Genomic DNA, 16,562 nt, shown 5'->3' on the forward strand with positions numbered 1-16,562 from the left:
ATTATGTCTGGTACCAAGAAAGTCACGATACCCGTCAGTATTGGTTATGGCCTGACAGATATTATGGGTGGCGGTGCCTTTACCGTCATCGGAGCCTGGTTACTCTTTTTCTATACCACCTTTGTGGGGTTAACTCCCGTAGAGGCGGCATCTATTGTCGCCATCGCTCGTATTGTCGATGCGATTGTTAGTTTATTTATGGGTAGCTTTACCGATCATTTCTATAAAAATTATTTTGGTAAAAAATTTGGCCGCCGCCGATTCTTTTTATTAATTGGTGCACCGCTGATGCTGGTTTATTCCCTGTTATGGATAAACGGCATGAATTATTGGTTTTATTTGTCGGTGTATTTGGCATTCGAAATTATCGCCGCGATGGTGCTCATCCCGTGGGAAACACTACCGTCGGAAATGACCAAAGGATTTAACTCACGTACCAAGCTTTCTACCTGCCGTATGTTTCTGTCGGCACTGGGGACATTCCTTGCTACCTTTATCCCCGGCCTGCTGATTAAGCACTATGGCGAGCACGATGCCAACGCGTATCTGGTTAATGGCGTGATGTTCGCCGTGACCTTTATGCTGTGCGTGTTTATCTCATGGAAAGTGACCTGGGAACGTGAACTCACCCCGGAAATGCTGGAGGAACTGGAAGCGAAACGGCACCCTGGCACCGTATGGGAAAAACTGCGGATGCTCGGTGGGCTGCTGAAGGATTATGCCTCTACCCTGCGTGTGCGTGCCTTTAGAAAGCACCTGGCCATTTACCTGTTCTCGTTTACCGCCAAAGACGTCTACAACACCGTGTTCGTGTTCTTCTGCGTCTACTGCCTGAACGTTTCGTCGTCCTTTGCTGGCAGCCTGCTTTCCATGAGCATTGTCGGGTTACCGGTGACGTTGCTGGCAGGGCTTGCCATAATCAAATACGGTCCATCACGTTTGTACATCTTCGCCTACACGGTGATGATGGTCTGTCTCGCCGGTTTCTTTTATGTCTACCGCGTGCCGATGGATAACAAGACAGTGGCACTGGTGGCGCTGGCGGGTTGCTATCAGGTTGGCCGTTGCGTGCTGGAATTTACCCCCTGGAATGTTTTCCCATTCATTCCGGATATCGATGAGATGGTCACACGCCAGCGCCGTGAAGGGCTGTTCGCGGCAGTCATGACCTTCTCACGCAAAACCACGGTTGCCATCGCCACCTTTGTCGTCGGTTTGTTGTTGCAATCGGGGGGCTTTGTAAAAGGCAGTCAGTTGCAACCGCAGGAAGCGATTAACACCATCGCCGGGCTGATGTTTATCGGTACTGCTGGGTTATTGCTGATTGCGCTGTGGCAGGCATTGACCTTCCACCTCAATAAGCAAACGCACAAAGTCCTTATCGATGAAGTCGAGCGCCTGAAAGCGAACGGCAGGAAGCAGGACGTCACGCCAGAGACACGTCGTATCGTGGAAGACTTGACCGGTCATGCCTACGACACCCTGTGGCAACACAGCGAATCCCCCACCCTCAACAGGGCGCGAACCATCACTCACGTCGGTGAATAACATTTCAGCAGTCACTCCGGTGGTCAAAAACCACCGGTAAGCATTCACGTTAGGAAAAAAGTCATGACAACTCCACTGTTACAGGCAAACGCGGTAAAGCCTGAGTATGACCGTAGTAAACTGGTGGCACGCATCGCCCATATTGGCTTTGGTGCCTTCCATCGCGCTCACCAGGCGGTGTGCGCAGATAAACTGGCCGCACAATTCGGCAGCGATTGGGGCTATTGTGAAATCAACCTGATTGGCGGAGAGCAACAGATCAAGGATATCCGGCAGCAGGATCTGCTGTGGTCGGTATCGGAAATGGCGGGCAATAACTGGAGCAGCCGCCTCATCGGTGTGGCGAAAAAAGCACTGCACGCCGAATTGGACGGCATTGAAAGCATTCTGGCGGCGCTCAGCGCACCCGAGATAGCCATTGTGTCGATCACCGTGACGGAAAAAGGTTACTGCCACCACCCTGCTACCGGGCAGTTAAACACCGAACACCCGTTGATCGTGCATGACCTTCAACACCCGGCGCAACCCCGTTCCCTGCCGGGCGTGATACTGGCTGCTATCAGACGCCGCCGAGAACATGGCCTGCCGCCGTTCAGCGTTATGTCGTGCGATAACATGCCGGAAAATGGCCATGTGACACGCAACGTCATCACCCAGTTAGCGCAGTTGCAGGAGCCCGGCCTGGCAGGCTGGATAGAACAAAACGTGACGTTTCCGTCGACCATGGTGGACCGCATTGTACCGGCGGTCACCGCGGAAACACGGGCACAAATCACCGCCATGCTGGGGGTTGATGACCCGGCGGGTGTCGCTTGCGAGCCCTTCTTCCAGTGGGTCATCGAAGATAACTTCGTCAACGGGCGACCGGAATGGGAAAAAGGCGGCGCTGAACTGGTGTCAGATGTCTTACCCTATGAAGAAATGAAACTGCGTATGCTCAACGGCAGTCACTCGTTTCTGGCCTACCTCGGTTATCTGGCGGGTTACGCGCATATCAGCGACTGTATGCAGGACCCGGTACTGGTCGCCGCCGCACGTCACCTGATGCTACAGGAGCAGGCACCGACACTGCGTACCATCGGGGTCGATAGAGTCGCTTACGCCGACGCACTGCTGCAACGTTATCGCAATACGGCGCTGAAGCACCGCACCTGGCAAATCGCCATGGATGGCTCGCAAAAACTGCCACCGCGCCTGCTGGATTCCATTCGCTGGCATCTGGCCCATAACAGCCGGTTCGACATGCTGGCGCTGGGGGTGGCGGGCTGGATGCGCTATGTCGGCGGCGTGGATGAACAAGGCCAGCCGATCGAGATAAGCGATCCACAAAAAGAGGTGCTGGCGCAGGTTGTCCAACACAGCGCACAAGGCGAGGCGCGTGTTAACGCCCTGCTGGCGCAGGAGAGCATTTTTGGTCGCGACCTGCCCGCCGATAGCCGTTTTGTCCAGACCGTCACCCGCTATTATCTGTCGCTGGTCGATCACGGTGTTAACGCCACGCTACAGGCGCTAATGCAATAATACCGCCCGGGGCGCGCAGGCCGCCCCGTCAGCCTGTGCGCCCCCGAGGGGAAAATCACACGCCTTATGGATAAGGCGTTGGCTAACCATGTATCATGATGACAAACAGCTTAAATACACCACGGATGCATGGATAACTACGCCCAAATCAACAGCAACGAACCTGTTAATCAACAGATCTATCGTGTATTGCGCAAAGACATTGTGGAATGCACGATCCCTCCCGGCAAACTCTTGTCTGAAAAGGAAATTTCGACCCGTTTCTCTGTCTCCCGTCAACCGGTACGAGAAGCGTTTATCAAACTGGCGGAAGCCGGGCTGGTACAGATTCTGCCGCAGCGCGGCACGTTCGTGATGAAGATTTCCGAGCAGCGCGTGGCCGATGCCCGTTTTATTCGTCAGGCACTAGAATGCGCGATTGTACGCCGGGCTGTCGAGTTCATTACTGACGAACAGTTACTGATGCTGGAACACAATTTGCGCCGTCAGGAACTGGCGGCACAGAACGAGCAGATACGCGAATTTCTCAGTCTGGACGATGATTTTCATCAGTTACTGACGCAGATTGCCCGGTGTCCACTGGCCTGGGAAACCATCGAATCGATCAAAGCCACGATGGACCGGGTTCGCTTCCTGAGCCTCAGTCAGGTGTCGCCGCCCGCCAGCCTGATTCAACAGCATTATGTGATTTTCAATGGATTAAAAGCGCGTGATGCTAACGCGGTGGAAGCCGCGATGAGTGGGCATCTGCAGGAAATGATCCACTCGATTACCCCGATTGCTGAACAGAATCGGGACTGGTTTGAATTGTCCTAAGCCGGTGACGCCCCATACCGTGCCGATGTTGATTCGGTCACTGCCGTCAGCCCACTACCCGGTTTATCCTGCCTGAGGATGAGCAGAGCCGCCTGGCGGCCCTGCTCATGTCAACCGTCATGACGGCCTATTTCACCATCGGCAAATTCAACTGATGCGTTGCCGCGCAGGCTTTGGCAGTGTCATAACCGGCATCCGCGTGACGCATCACCCCGGTAGCCGGGTCGTTCCACAGCACACGCCCCAAACGGGCATCCGCCTGCTCGCTGCCATCACAGACAATCACCATCCCGGCATGCTGGGAAAAGCCCATGCCGACGCCACCGCCGTGATGCAAACTGACCCAGGTTGCGCCGCCCGCCGTATTCAGCAGAGCATTGAGCAACGGCCAGTCTGAGACTGCGTCCGAGCCGTCCTGCATCGCTTCCGTTTCCCGGTTAGGTGATGCCACCGAACCGCAATCCAGATGGTCACGACCGATAACGATCGGCGCTTTCAGCTCACCGTTACGCACCATTTCGTTAAACGCCAGCCCGGCCAGATGTCGCTCACCCAGCCCCAGCCAGCAAATGCGCGATGGCAACCCCTGAAACGCGATGCGCTCACGCGCCATGTCCAGCCAGCGGTGCAGGTGGTGGTTATCCGGGAACAGTTCTTTCAGTTTGGCATCGGTTTTGTAGATATCCTGCGGATCGCCGGACAGCGCCACCCAGCGGAACGGCCCCTTGCCTTCGCAAAACAACGGGCGGATATACGCCGGGACGAAGCCGGGGAAATCAAAGGCATTAGCGACCCCTTCGTCGAACGCACGCTGGCGAATATTGTTGCCGTAATCCACGGTAGGCACACCCATGTGGCAAAAATCCAGCATCGCCTGTACATGTACCGCCATCGAAGCACAGGCCGCTTTGGTCACCGCCTGCGGATTACTGACGCGCTCCTGCTCCCAGCGCGCCACACTCCAGCCAACGGGCAGATAGCCGTTGAGCGGGTCGTGGGCGGAAGTCTGGTCGGTGACGATATCCGGCTTCATGCCACCGGCTTTGGCGCGTTTCACCAGTTCCGGCAACACTTCGGCAGCGTTACCGAGCAGACCGACGGAAATGGCCTTTTTCTGCGCGCAGGCTTCGGCGATCATCGCCAGTGCCTCGTCAATACTGTTGGCTTTATAGTCGAGATAACGGGTACGCAACCGAAAATCAATGCGAGACTCCTGACACTCCACCGCCAGCACACTGGCACCGGCCAGCACACCGGCCAGTGGCTGCGCGCCGCCCATGCCGCCAAGCCCGGCGGTGAGGATCCATTTGCCGCTCAGATCGCCCTGATAGTGCTGACGACCCGCTTCCGCGAAGGTTTCGTAAGTCCCCTGCACAATGCCCTGCGCACCGATGTAAATCCACGACCCAGCGGTCATCTGGCCGTACATCATCAGCCCGGCTTTATCCAGTTCATGAAAGTGCTCCCAGGTGGCCCAATGCGGCACCAGGTTCGAGTTGGCAATCAACACCCGGGGAGCGTCAGCATGGGTGCGAAACACCCCAACCGGCTTACCGGATTGCACCAGCAAGGTTTCATCCGCCTTTAACTGACGCAGACTGTTCAGAATCGCGTCGAAGCAGTCCCAGTTGCGGGCGGCTTTGCCAATCCCGCCATACACCACCAGATCTTCCGGGCGTTCGGCTACATCCGGGTCAAGGTTATTCTGGATCATGCGGTAGGCGGCTTCTATCAGCCAGTTTTCACAATGCAGTTCGGTGCCGTGCGGAGCACGAACAACGCGGGCACCCGCAGGCGTCACAGACGAAGAGGAGGTCATAGCACATTCCTTATCAAACAGAAGCAAAAGCCGGGTCAGCGGCATAACTGGGTAACAATGCGGTGATAACAGACGGCCAATGATCACAGCTGGCCCACTGGCGCATCCGCTCAATATCGGTCGCCATCAGACGGTCACGCTCCAGAAACGCCACCTGTTCACGCACCTGCGCCAGCTCACGCTCCAGCAATGGCGAACTTTTCAGTGGACGATGGAAGTCGATGCCCTGCGCCGCCGCCATGGCTTCAATCCCCACCACCGTCGCGGTGTTAAAGCACATGCTGCCGAGACGGCGGGCGGCGTAGGTCGCCATCGATACATGGTCTTCCTGATTGGCGGAGGTCGGCAGACTGTCGACGCTGCCAGGATGCGCCAACGATTTGTTTTCTGACGCCAGCGCGGCGGCGGTCACCTGGGCTATCATAAATCCGGAATTCACCCCGCCATCGTTAACCAGAAACGGTGGTAACCCGGATAAGGTGCTGTCGAGCAGCAGCGCCATGCGCCGTTCTGAAATGGCACCGATTTCCGCCACCGCCAGTGCGATGATGTCAGCGGCGAACGCCACCGGTTCAGCGTGGAAATTGCCCCCCGAAATCACCTCGTCGGCATCGGGAAACACCAGCGGGTTATCCGACGCGGCGTTAGCTTCAATACCCAGCACGCGGGCGGCGTGGTGCAAATTGTCCAGACACGCCCCCATCACCTGCGGTACACAGCGAATCGAATACGGGTCTTGTACCCGGCCACAATGCACGTGTGACTGCAAAATCTCACTGTCGGTCAGCAAGGTGCTGACGGCCGCGGCGACGGCTATCTGCCCATGCTGACCACGCGCCTGATGGATACGGGCATCAAACGGTTTCACCGAACCTTTGATGGCCTCCAGTGATAGCGCCCCTGCCACCAGCCCGGCGGCAAACACATTTTCAGCCTCGAACAGCCCGCGCAGCGCCAGTGCGGTGGACACCTGAGTCCCGTTGAGCAGCGCCAGCCCCTCTTTCGGCCCCAGCACCAACGGCTCAACGCCAGCGCGCGCCAGCCCGTCAGCCGCCGGGATAAGCGCGCCGTCAACCCGCGCCTGCCCTTCTCCCAACAGCAGCAGTGATAAATGCGCCAGTGGTGCCAAATCGCCACTGGCCCCCACCGAACCTTTTTCTGGAATACAGGGCATGACCCCGGCGTTAAACAGCGCCAGCAAGGTGTCGATGACTTGCAAGCGCACCCCGGAGTGCCCACGCGCCAGGCTAATGACTTTGGTCGCCATCACCAGACGCACCACATCATCCGGCAACAGATCGCCGATACCCACGCTGTGGGACAACACCAGATTGCGCTGTAGCTCCGCCAGTCTGTCGGCGGGGATACGGGTCTGGGCCAGCTTGCCAAAACCGGTGTTGATGCCATAGACCACCCGGTCCTGGCGCACAATGTTCTGCACCGTTTCCTGCGCGGCTGCCACCGCCGTACGCGCCTGTGCCGCCAGCGTCAGGGTGACGTTTCCCCGATAAATCGCGCGCAGTGTGGCGAGATCCACCGTGCCGGGCGTCAGGCAATAGCTTCGGGTTTGTGACATATATCTAATCCTGTATAGACAAGTAAAGCTAAACCAATCCGGCTGCGTTCATCATCCTTTATCCAGCCGGTGCGTATGTTTCATCCTGCACACCCACAGCAGACGCGCCGCTCAGTGTGCCAGCGCCTGCCGGGTTTCACTACGAATCTCTTCCGTCACCCGCGCCTTGAGCGCCATAAATTCTGGCGAGGTTTTAAGGGTATAGTCTCTCGGCCATGGAAAATCCACTGCCACTTCAGTTTTAATCCGACCCGGCCGGGCGCTAAAAATCGCCACTTTGTTAGCCATGAAAATCGCTTCGTCGATATCGTGGGTGACGAACAACACCGTCTTGCGCGACGACTCCCACACCGACAACAGCAATTCCTGCATCATGACCCGGGTCTGGTTATCCAGCGCACCGAAGGGTTCATCCATCAACAGAACTTTCGGGTCGTTAGCCAGCGCGCGGGCAATGGCGGTACGCTGTTGCATGCCACCGGAGAGCTGGCGCGGATAATGATGCTCGAACCCGTTCAACCCCACCTGATGCAGATAATACTCGCTGCGTTCGCGTTGTTGCGCCGCACTGACGCCCCGCTCCTGCAACCCAAAACAGATGTTCTCGCGCACCGTCAGCCACGGAAACAAGGTATAACTCTGAAAGACCATGCCGCGATCGGCTCCGGGGCCGTCCACCAACGCGCCATCCAGCCAGACTTCGCCACGGGTTGGCGTATCCAGTCCGGCAATAATGCGCAGTAACGTCGATTTACCGCAACCGGATGGCCCTAAAATCGTGACGAAGTCGTTTTCATTGACCTGATAATCGATGGGCTGCAACGCTGGGATAGCCTCACCGTGCGGGCCAGTAAACACCCGCTCCACCTGCCGAATGGTCAGTTTGCTGTATTTCATGACAGGCTCCAGGCGAATAAACGGCGATTAACGGCTTTAAACAGGAAGTCGGACAGCAACCCGATAACGCCGATGACAATAATGCCGAAGATGATTTGTCCGGTATTGAGCAGCGCCTGGCTATCAACAATCATGTGGCCGATACCGCTTGAGGCACCAATCAGCTCGGCGACGATCACGTAAGTCCAGGCCCAGCCGAGTACCAGCCGCAATAATTCGGCGATTCCCGGTGCCGCGCCGGGGATCAACACCCGGGTCACCACACTGCGGCTGGAGCACCCGAGTGTGTAAGCCGCTTCGACCAGATCACGCCGTGCAGCGCCAACGCTGACCGCCACCATCAACACAATCTGGAAGAACGAGCCGATAAAAATCACCAGGATCTTCTGCATCTCACCGATACCGGCCCACAGAATCAGCAACGGTACGAACGCCGAGGCGGGCAGATAACGGCAGAATGACACAAACGGTTCGAAGAAGGCTTCCACCAGCTTGTATGCCCCCATCAGGATGCCAAGCGGCACCCCAATCAACGCGGCCAGCAGAAAACCGGCCACCACGCGCATCACCGTCATGCCGATGTCTTGCTGAAAATCATAATCAGTAAACAGCAGCACCCCTTCGTGTAGCATCGTCAGCGGGTTAGCCAGAAATGTGGCGGAAACCACACCGCTGAACGTCACCAGCGACCACAGGCTGATAAACAGCACGAAGAAACCGATGCCGAGCGTCCAGCGTAAGCGCATCGATACCGGTCGCAGCGGCACCATTAACGGGTTATGCACCCGCACCGGCGCATCGGGCAGTGCCGCAGGTGTACGCGTGGTGGTGTGAGGGAGGCTATTGATGTCCGCCATGTCCGCATCTCTCCTCGGTTATTTCACATAGCTGGCGTCATACAGCGCGGAAAGATCCGGTTGCTGGCGAATGACTTTCGCCTCCAGCAACAGTTTTGACGCTTCTTCACTGAACCGGGCGATTTCGCCACTAAAGAAGACACGATTTTGCTCCCGATCCTGCCAGCGTAGATAACGGGCTGACTCGGCAAACTCCTTACCGCTGGTTTTCACCGCCGCGCCCATGATGTCGTATGACTTATCCGGCTGAGTTTTAATCATCTCCAGCGCGTCAAAATAGCTTTCTACCAGGGCTTTCGCTGCCTGCGGGTGTTGCTGCAAAAACGTCGGCGTACAGCCGAGCGTGTCCATCACCATCGGGTAATCGAGTGTCGTGGCGAGAATTTTTCCCTTATCCGGCTGCTGACGAATGGTAGACAGGTACGGTTCATAGCTCATGGCCGCGTCATTCTGCCCGGCAACAAACGCCTGAGCCGCCGCCTGCGGCGACAAGGTTGCAATGTGGACGTCTTTCAGGCTCATGCCGTTTTTATCCAGCATCCACGCCAGTGCGAAGTACGGTGAAGTCCCAGGCGCATCAACGCCGATGGTTTTCCCTTTCAGGTCATGCACGCTGTTCACACCATTGCGTACCGCCAGTCCGTCCGCGCCGTAAGATTTGTCGAGCTGAACAATCTGTTTGAGCATCACACCACTGGCCGCCCAGGAAACGTAGGTCTCCACCGTCGTTGCGGCACACTGAATCGCACCGGATGCCACCGCCAGATGGCGGTCTTTCTGTGGGATCATTTTCAGATCCACTTTCAGCCCATGCTTTTGAAAAATACCGGCCTTATCCGCCAGTGTCAGCGGGGCGAAGCCCGTCCAGCCGGAAATACCGATAGCCACCGGCGTTTCCTGCGCCTGTGCGCTCAGGGCGCTAGCCAGACAAACCGCCATCAACGAGATTTTCCAACCGGTACGACCTGGTGCTGTACTCATGTTTCTACTCCTGTCAGGAAAAGAAAAAGCAATGGACCGCAAGTGTTATAATCTTGTCTATACAAGCAAGAGGCGTGCCAGTACAGCAACACGGGCAAATCGACGGAAAATGGCGGGATGACGCGACAGAAAAGAAGAGAATCACCACAGGGAGGGAGGCAGAGTGCCCTATAACGGTGCACCCTGCCCTGTTTTCAACCATGCACGTTCAAACAGACAAACGGCAGGGCGTGTTTACCACGCGATCAGGCTGCGCGCAAACCGATAAAACCATAAGACTGAGACGGCCCGGTGACCGCGTCAGCACCGGCCTGTTTCAGGGTTTCCAGCACGTCCTCACCGGAAACATGGAACTGCCACGCACGGCCCGGCGCGGCGTCGGCATGTTCTTTGGCGGTAAACTGCCCGGCCAACTCCAGCGCCGACAGAAAAGCCGTCATATCCGGCAGGTATGCCGTGAAACCATCGCCTTTCAGCGCACTGGTGGCGATCCCCAGCCAGTGGCAAATTGATGCTTTGATATGGATATCATCCCGATCCGCCTGACGGGAGCGTTCGATCAACGCCTCGGTTTCACGGTCCACCAGCCGGTCTGAAACAATCAACGCGTCACCGTGTTGCCAGGCCTCGGGCGGGCAATCCTTGTTAACCTGTCGCAGTGGAATATGCGGGTTAATCTCCATCGGGTAAATCTGGCACACCAGCGGGCGGCGCGCATAGATTCGACAACGTAAATCGTCGTCCAGATGCCGACACGGGCCAGGACTGTAAGCCGCAAAGGTGATAGCAATAAATGCCCGTGTCTCACCACTTATCACATCACAAGAGCGCGACTGGGCATGCTGTCGCTGCTCTGGTGGGATACCAATACCATTTTGCAGAAATCCCTCCACCAACACGATGATTTGGCCACCGTCTGATGCCCATTCTTTCGCCTCAGTCAGAGTCAGGGGAACATGATGGCCCATGCAGCATTTGCCGCATCCTACACAGGAAAACGTTGTATTCATCGATGATCGACTCTTAATTGACACCACATGCACAAATCAGGAACAAGCCCGACAAGATGGAAGACGTCACCTGAACGCCATCAAAACGTCAAGGTTTCGTAAAGATATCGTCAGAATAACGATAAGGATCGATCTTTTGATAAATTTACAAAATGCGGTGGGCTGGCAGTGCGATGAAAACTGCCTCGAATCACAGGTTGTCTATACAGGACTGGGCGTTGTTCGTTACACTGCCATTATCTGTCGCCTTTTGAGGATAACGCCTTGACCGACCAGCAAACCGCGTCCCAACTTGCCGCGGCCATGAGTGATACCCCGGCCCCCATCTACCAGCGGGTAAAGCAAGCCATCATCAACCAGATTCGCAGCGGAGCCTGGCAATCACACCAACGTGTGCCGTCGGAAAGTGAGCTGGTCAACGAATTGGGCGTGAGCCGTATGACCATCAACCGGGCCTTACGGGAACTGACCAGCGAAGGTTTTCTGGTGCGAATGCAAGGGGTGGGAACCTTTGTGGCGGAGCAGAAAGCCCATACCGCGATGCTGGAAGTTCACAACATCGCCGATGAAATTGCCGCACGCGGTCATCGCCACAGCAGCCAGGTACTGGTGCTGGAACGTCTCAGTGCCGACAGCGATCAGGCCGCACAGCTGGATATCGCGCCTGGGCAGCCACTGTTTCATTCGCAAATTGTGCACTATGAAAACGGCGTGCCGGTACAGTTGGAGATCCGCTACGTGAACCCCCAGGTGGCACCGGATTATCTGCAACAGGACTTTACCGTTGTCACGCCACACAGTTACCTGAGCCGTGTGGCACCACTGACCGCCGGTGAGCACCGGGTTGAAGCGGTTGCCGCTGAACCACGCCAGCGCGAGCTACTGGCGCTGGACAAACAGGAACCCTGCCTGCTGATCCGCCGCCGGACCTGGCACGGCTCGCGAGTCGTTACCTCGGCGCGACTGTTTTATCCCGGTTCCCGTTATCAATTGTTCGGACGGTTCGGCGGCTAAGCGCCTGTCCCATTCGGCTATTCTGGTGCCTGCCGCCCACAGGCAGGGAAACGGCACCTTAGTGTTGAATGGGAATAGACGACATATACCTAAAATAATTCGAGTTGCAGGAAGGCGGCAATCGAGCGAATCCCCAGGAGCTTACACAAGTAAGTGACTGGGGTGAGTGAGGGCAGCCAACACACCTGCAACTTGAAGTATGAAGGGTATAGAGAAAAGCAGATGGAAGCGGTCTCGTTGCATCACAAGGGGAGACAAGTTCCACATCAATACCGAAACCACCTGCTTTTATTCTGTTTTGCTCTTTTTATGTGCTACCTGTAATAACAGGGTGCACCTGTTAGCGCCACTCACTTATTTCAATAAAAAACACTCAGTATTTTTACAAAACTTAAAAGATAATGCAGCCTGAATATGTAATAGCACTAAAACATATCAATTAATTCATCACCGCACTTAACATTCGCAAAGATATTCATTAACATAAAGCGGATAAACCGTAACGCTTAATTCGCTGCCGACGGTAAAGAAACAAAAAAACAAAATCAACCAAATAATAATTAAGCGCATAAAAATCATTTAATGCTTTAAATTTATCCACCAATGTGACCGCAGATCAACTTTCACCGATATGAACACCGTTATTTTACCCTGAGTAGAAATTTATTAATAAAGGGGAATACCGTGCTTCAATTTCTGATTGAATTACTCAAAGACGCCGCCATATTGGTGAGTCTTTTCACCATGTTGGGAAATATTATTCAAAAGAAGAACATCAATGACATCATTACGTCAACAGTGAGAACCTATCTGGGTTTCATCATTCTGTTCGCCAGCGCAGACCTGCTTATCTCGCCAGCATTGAGTAACTTTTCAAAAATTTTCCTGACCGCATTTCACGTCCAGGGTATCGTCCCCAACAATGAAGTGGTGATTGTTGTTGCGATGGAAAAACTCGGCAAGCTGTACTCTTCCGCTATTGCTGCCGGGCTTATCGGTGCCATGTTTTTCAATATTGTGCTGGCTAAAATCACGCCACTGAAATATATCGTCCTTTCCGGCCATCATGTGTTCTTCATGGTCAGTTGTCTGACTATCATCGCCATGCTGCACGGTATCTCCGTTTCCAGCTCGGCGATACTGGCGACGCTTATTACCGGAGTGTGGTGTGTTATTTCTCCCGCCTTGCTGGTGCGCTATTGTCGACAAATTGAAAACTGTGATGCGTTGCGACAGTCCGGTGATTTTTCTATCGGCCAATTTGGTTCCACCAGTTATATGCTGGCTGGCTGGTTGGGCGAAAAATTCGGTAATAAAGACGTCGACGCCGAGAAACTGGCTATTCCGACCAGTATCGGCTTCTTAAAAGATAAGCAGGTGTCAACCTTCTTTGTTATGTTGCTGTTTTTTGTTATCTCCTCACTGGTTGCCGGTGCCGAACACGTACAGGTCATCGCGGATGCCAGCCATAAAGATCACAGCCACACCAATATTTTTCTGTTTTTGCTCAAACAAGCTGGGTTATTTTCAGCCGGAGTTTATATGCTGACCCGCGGTGTGCATATGTTTATCGAAGAACTGATTCCAGCGTTTAAAGGTATCAGCGATAAAATCATTAAGAAATCCATTCCGGCGATTGAAATTTATTCACTGTTTCCTTATTCCAACAACGCTGTTTTCATCGGTTTTATCTGCTGCACCATCAGTGGCTTCCTGACCATGATTCTGTTACCGGTATTCGGTTACCCGGCCATGGTTCCCAGCCTGCTGTTTACCTTTGCCAGTGGCGGCGGCGCAGGCATTATCGGTAATGCTACCGGTGGTATCCGTGGCGCGGTCATCGGTGCGGTGGCTTGCGGCATCATCTCTATTGCCGGTTCGGCGTTTATTTTCCAGCCGATCCACGATGCGGGTGTCGATGCACCGACCACCTACTCAACCACCGATTTCACGTTACTGGGCCTTTCGCTGCATAGCGTGTTGTCACTGTTGAATCGCTAACGCGTTACCGCGACCTGCGTTATCACCAGAAACATTGATGCGGCCTGAAGCAATCAGGCCGCTTGTCTGTTTAAATAGCCCTACTCGCTCCTGTTTCCCGAGGCTCGCAAGCCATCAGATAGCTTACCCAGACGGCACGACAGGATGCGGCGGTCGTTATCTTTTGTACAACCATCACTGACGGAATACACCATGTCAGAGGCCATCACCAGCCGCGGCGAGCCAAGCAGCTCTTATAAGTATCAGATAATACTTTATTATTTCATCACATCGCTGGCCGTGGTGGTGGTGACCGGCTGCGCGGTTTTTCTCGTTATCAGTCATCTGCTGTATAACGACGTAGCGGATAAATCCAAGAATCTGGCGCTTATCCTCTCGCAGGACACGGCACTCAAGCAGGCGGTCCAGCATCGGGATCTGGCGATGTTGCGTAATCTTATCGATCAACGCTACGCGCGCAGTGATGCGGATTTTATTGTCATCAGCGACCCGGATAACATCCGCCTCTACCATCCGGATCCGGCGCAGGTGAACCGGGTCATCAACGATAGCGGTAATATTGAACTGCTACGCACCGGAAAAAGCTACACGGTCAACAATACCGGTTATTCTGGTGCCTCGGTCAAAACCCGCGCTCCGTTGCTGCTCGACGGTAAATTCATCGGCTATGTCTCGGTTGGGTATACGGAAGCGCACCGCCAGATCCTGCTGGAGGATTACTTCTCGCCATTCCTCGGCTTGCTGGTCGCCGTCTTTATCCTGATTTTACTCGGCGGCGTCTTTTCCTATCGCTTGCTGAAAAAACAGATGTCCGGCCTGACGCCGGAGATGATCAATTATAGATACCAGGTACGCCGGGCCATTCTGCACGCCATTTACGATGGCGTAATCGCCGTCAGCCCGGAAGGCCGCATCATCGCCATCAATAACGCGGCCAAAAAGATGCTCGCGATCGACCATCCCAACAGTCCGCTGACCGGACACAGCATTACCGATTATGTCGTCCCGGCTGATTTCTTTTTATCCAGCGAACGTCAGGAATGCCATGATGTGGACGTGACCTTCAACGGCTCGACGTTTATCGCCAACCGCGCCATCATCCTCAACCAGCAGGATGAGTTTGCCGGTTTTGTCATCAGCCTGCGGGAAAGAACCAACGAAACGTTGATGACCAAACAGGTCAATCACATCAAACACGAAAGCGAAGAGCTGCGGGTTATCAGCCACGAATTCAAAAACCGGCTGGCGGTTATCTACGGCCTGCTCCAGTTAGGGGAATATGAGCGAGTCAGCCAGTATGTTGCGCAGGAAAACGCTCATCAACAGCAGCTTTACGACGCCATCATCCAGTCTTTCCACTGCCCCTGTGTTGCCGGGTTGATACTCGGTAAACTGGGACGGGCGAGCGAACTGGGCATCGACCTGCAGATTGACCCGCTCTCTTGTTACACTGGAACGGATGCACCGCTGAGCGCCGAGGAAATGGCCTGTATCATTGGCAACCTGCTGGATAACGCGCTGGAAGCCACGGTGAAAATGCCCGCCCATGCGCAATCGGTCGAACTTTATCTCAATGACAGCAGTGATGAAATCGTCTTATCGGTGCAGGATAACGGCCCAGGGCTCGGTCAGGTGGCGATAGAAGAGCTATTTATGAAAGGCACGACCAGCAAATCAGGACGCCATCATGGTGTCGGTTTGTATCTGGTGCAGTCGCTGGTACAAAAGGCACAGGGCGTTTGTCTGGTTGATACAGACGGCGATAACGACGGCGCGGTATTTTCCGTTTATATACCCAAAGTTTAACCGATAGTTAGAAGATTAACGCTATGGCAAACACAATCAGCGTCTTTTTGGTTGAGGACAATCACGACATGGCTTTCTTTATTGAAAGCTTCATCAGGAAACACCCTGAATTCCTGCTATTAGGCAGCGCAGACACGCTGGCAGATGCCCGAATAGCCATCGCTGCCCAAAAACCCGACCTCGTGATGCTGGATAACTACCTGCCCGATGGCACCGGCATCGACATGATGAAGCATCTGCGTGCCACCCAACCGGAGGTCGACGTCATTTTTATTACCGCGGCCAACGACATCGAGACGATCAAAGCAGCAATACGGCACGGTGCCAGTGATTATCTGGTCAAACCGTTCATACTGGAGCGGCTGGAAGAAGCGCTGAAAAACTACCTGATGTTCAACAGAAAAGTCGCCCAGAAATCACATCTGCAACAAGACGAGATCGACCGGGTCATACGTCAGAGCATTCCACATCATGTGCCTGCCGGGTTTACCTACCCAAAAGGTATCGACGAGTTGACACTCAATCAGGTACGGGCGGCGTTTTCCGGCGAGCACACGCAGCACACCGCCGACAGCCTGAGCGATATGATTGGCATCAGTAAATCTACCGCCCGGCGCTATCTGGAATACTGTAAGAACATTAAATTGCTGGAAGCCCACATTCAGCACGGCACCGTCGGGCGGCCTCAACGTTTTTACCGACTGGCGTTCAATTAA

The 16,562-nt window shown here is 54.7% G+C and carries 13 protein-coding genes; 7 read left to right on the top strand and 6 right to left on the bottom strand.

Annotation, left to right across the window (positions count from 1 at the left end; all coding sequences use genetic code 11):
- The first annotated feature begins 3 nt into the window (after nt 1-3).
- The 3 genes from DZE2538_RS13600 (at nt 4) to DZE2538_RS13610 (ending at nt 3,885) form a co-directional block, all read left to right on the top strand.
- The gene (locus DZE2538_RS13600; RefSeq protein WP_038916575.1) at nt 4-1,548 is read left to right on the top strand and encodes an MFS transporter; all 1,545 of its coding nucleotides are present in this window, start codon (nt 4-6) and stop codon (nt 1,546-1,548) included.
- A gap of 63 nt (nt 1,549-1,611) precedes the next feature.
- Nucleotides 1,612-3,069: a mannitol dehydrogenase family protein gene (locus DZE2538_RS13605; protein ID WP_038916576.1), complete on the top strand. Its 1,458-nt coding sequence runs from the start codon at nt 1,612-1,614 to the stop codon at nt 3,067-3,069.
- 129 nt (nt 3,070-3,198) lie between these two features.
- The gene (locus tag DZE2538_RS13610) at nt 3,199-3,885 is read left to right on the top strand and encodes a GntR family transcriptional regulator (protein ID WP_012885587.1); all 687 of its coding nucleotides are present in this window, start codon (nt 3,199-3,201) and stop codon (nt 3,883-3,885) included.
- Nucleotides 3,886-4,012: 127 nt separating this feature from the next.
- Here the strand turns inward: DZE2538_RS13610 and hutU are convergent, their stop codons facing one another.
- From hutU to DZE2538_RS13640, 6 genes are all read right to left on the bottom strand, one after another.
- Nucleotides 4,013-5,704, bottom strand: coding sequence for a urocanate hydratase (gene hutU / locus DZE2538_RS13615; RefSeq protein ID WP_038916577.1), 1,692 nt, complete (start codon nt 5,702-5,704; stop codon nt 4,013-4,015).
- A gap of 13 nt (nt 5,705-5,717) precedes the next feature.
- Nucleotides 5,718-7,280: a histidine ammonia-lyase gene (hutH, locus tag DZE2538_RS13620; protein WP_038916578.1), complete on the bottom strand. Its 1,563-nt coding sequence runs from the start codon at nt 7,278-7,280 to the stop codon at nt 5,718-5,720.
- A 111-nt stretch (nt 7,281-7,391) separates the two neighbouring features.
- Nucleotides 7,392-8,177, bottom strand: a complete 786-nt coding sequence (locus tag DZE2538_RS13625; RefSeq protein WP_019844937.1) for an ABC transporter ATP-binding protein — start codon at nt 8,175-8,177, stop codon at nt 7,392-7,394.
- Complete coding sequence (locus DZE2538_RS13630) at nt 8,174-9,034, bottom strand: ABC transporter permease (protein WP_050568692.1); 861 nt, start codon at nt 9,032-9,034, stop codon at nt 8,174-8,176. The genes DZE2538_RS13625 and DZE2538_RS13630 overlap by 4 nt, the downstream gene beginning before the upstream one ends.
- An 18-nt stretch (nt 9,035-9,052) precedes the next feature.
- The gene (locus tag DZE2538_RS13635; protein WP_026357937.1) at nt 9,053-10,015 is read right to left on the bottom strand and encodes an ABC transporter substrate-binding protein; all 963 of its coding nucleotides are present in this window, start codon (nt 10,013-10,015) and stop codon (nt 9,053-9,055) included.
- 245 nt (nt 10,016-10,260) lie between these two features.
- Entirely contained in the window at nt 10,261-11,025 is a 765-nt protein-coding gene (locus DZE2538_RS13640; protein WP_038916579.1) for a YkgJ family cysteine cluster protein, read from the bottom strand.
- A gap of 264 nt (nt 11,026-11,289) precedes the next feature.
- Between DZE2538_RS13640 and hutC the strand changes: the two genes are divergently transcribed.
- The 4 genes from hutC to DZE2538_RS13660 all read left to right on the top strand — a co-directional run bounded on the left by hutC (nt 11,290) and on the right by DZE2538_RS13660 (nt 16,562).
- Nucleotides 11,290-12,039 (top strand): histidine utilization repressor, encoded by a 750-nt coding sequence (gene hutC / locus DZE2538_RS13645; RefSeq protein ID WP_038916580.1) that lies wholly within the window; start codon nt 11,290-11,292, stop codon nt 12,037-12,039.
- A gap of 684 nt (nt 12,040-12,723) precedes the next feature.
- On the top strand, nt 12,724-14,040 hold the full coding sequence (locus DZE2538_RS13650; RefSeq protein ID WP_019844933.1) for a PTS transporter subunit IIC: 1,317 nt from the start codon (nt 12,724-12,726) through the stop codon (nt 14,038-14,040).
- A gap of 192 nt (nt 14,041-14,232) precedes the next feature.
- A complete protein-coding gene (locus tag DZE2538_RS13655) occupies nt 14,233-15,846 on the top strand; it encodes an ATP-binding protein (protein ID WP_019844932.1) in 1,614 nt (537 codons plus the stop codon).
- A gap of 23 nt (nt 15,847-15,869) precedes the next feature.
- Complete coding sequence (locus DZE2538_RS13660) at nt 15,870-16,562, top strand: response regulator (RefSeq protein WP_016943370.1); 693 nt, start codon at nt 15,870-15,872, stop codon at nt 16,560-16,562.

The organism is Dickeya zeae NCPPB 2538, from assembly GCF_000406165.1.
In the GTDB taxonomy this organism is placed as follows: domain Bacteria; phylum Pseudomonadota; class Gammaproteobacteria; order Enterobacterales; family Enterobacteriaceae; genus Dickeya; species Dickeya zeae.

What these genes read in the sequence shown, in the direction of transcription:
- DZE2538_RS13600 (WP_038916575.1), top strand. Translation starts at nt 4, where the DNA reads ATGTCTGGTACCAAGAAAGTCACGATACCCGTCAGTATTGGTTATGGC.
- DZE2538_RS13605 (WP_038916576.1), top strand. Translation starts at nt 1,612, where the DNA reads ATGACAACTCCACTGTTACAGGCAAACGCGGTAAAGCCTGAGTATGAC.
- DZE2538_RS13610 (WP_012885587.1), top strand. Translation starts at nt 3,199, where the DNA reads ATGGATAACTACGCCCAAATCAACAGCAACGAACCTGTTAATCAACAG.
- hutU (WP_038916577.1), bottom strand. Translation starts at nt 5,704, where the DNA reads ATGACCTCCTCTTCGTCTGTGACGCCTGCGGGTGCCCGCGTTGTTCGT.
- hutH (WP_038916578.1), bottom strand. Translation starts at nt 7,280, where the DNA reads ATGTCACAAACCCGAAGCTATTGCCTGACGCCCGGCACGGTGGATCTC.
- DZE2538_RS13625 (WP_019844937.1), bottom strand. Translation starts at nt 8,177, where the DNA reads ATGAAATACAGCAAACTGACCATTCGGCAGGTGGAGCGGGTGTTTACT.
- DZE2538_RS13630 (WP_050568692.1), bottom strand. Translation starts at nt 9,034, where the DNA reads ATGGCGGACATCAATAGCCTCCCTCACACCACCACGCGTACACCTGCG.
- DZE2538_RS13635 (WP_026357937.1), bottom strand. Translation starts at nt 10,015, where the DNA reads ATGAGTACAGCACCAGGTCGTACCGGTTGGAAAATCTCGTTGATGGCG.
- DZE2538_RS13640 (WP_038916579.1), bottom strand. Translation starts at nt 11,025, where the DNA reads ATGAATACAACGTTTTCCTGTGTAGGATGCGGCAAATGCTGCATGGGC.
- DZE2538_RS13655 (WP_019844932.1), top strand. Translation starts at nt 14,233, where the DNA reads ATGTCAGAGGCCATCACCAGCCGCGGCGAGCCAAGCAGCTCTTATAAG.
- DZE2538_RS13660 (WP_016943370.1), top strand. Translation starts at nt 15,870, where the DNA reads ATGGCAAACACAATCAGCGTCTTTTTGGTTGAGGACAATCACGACATG.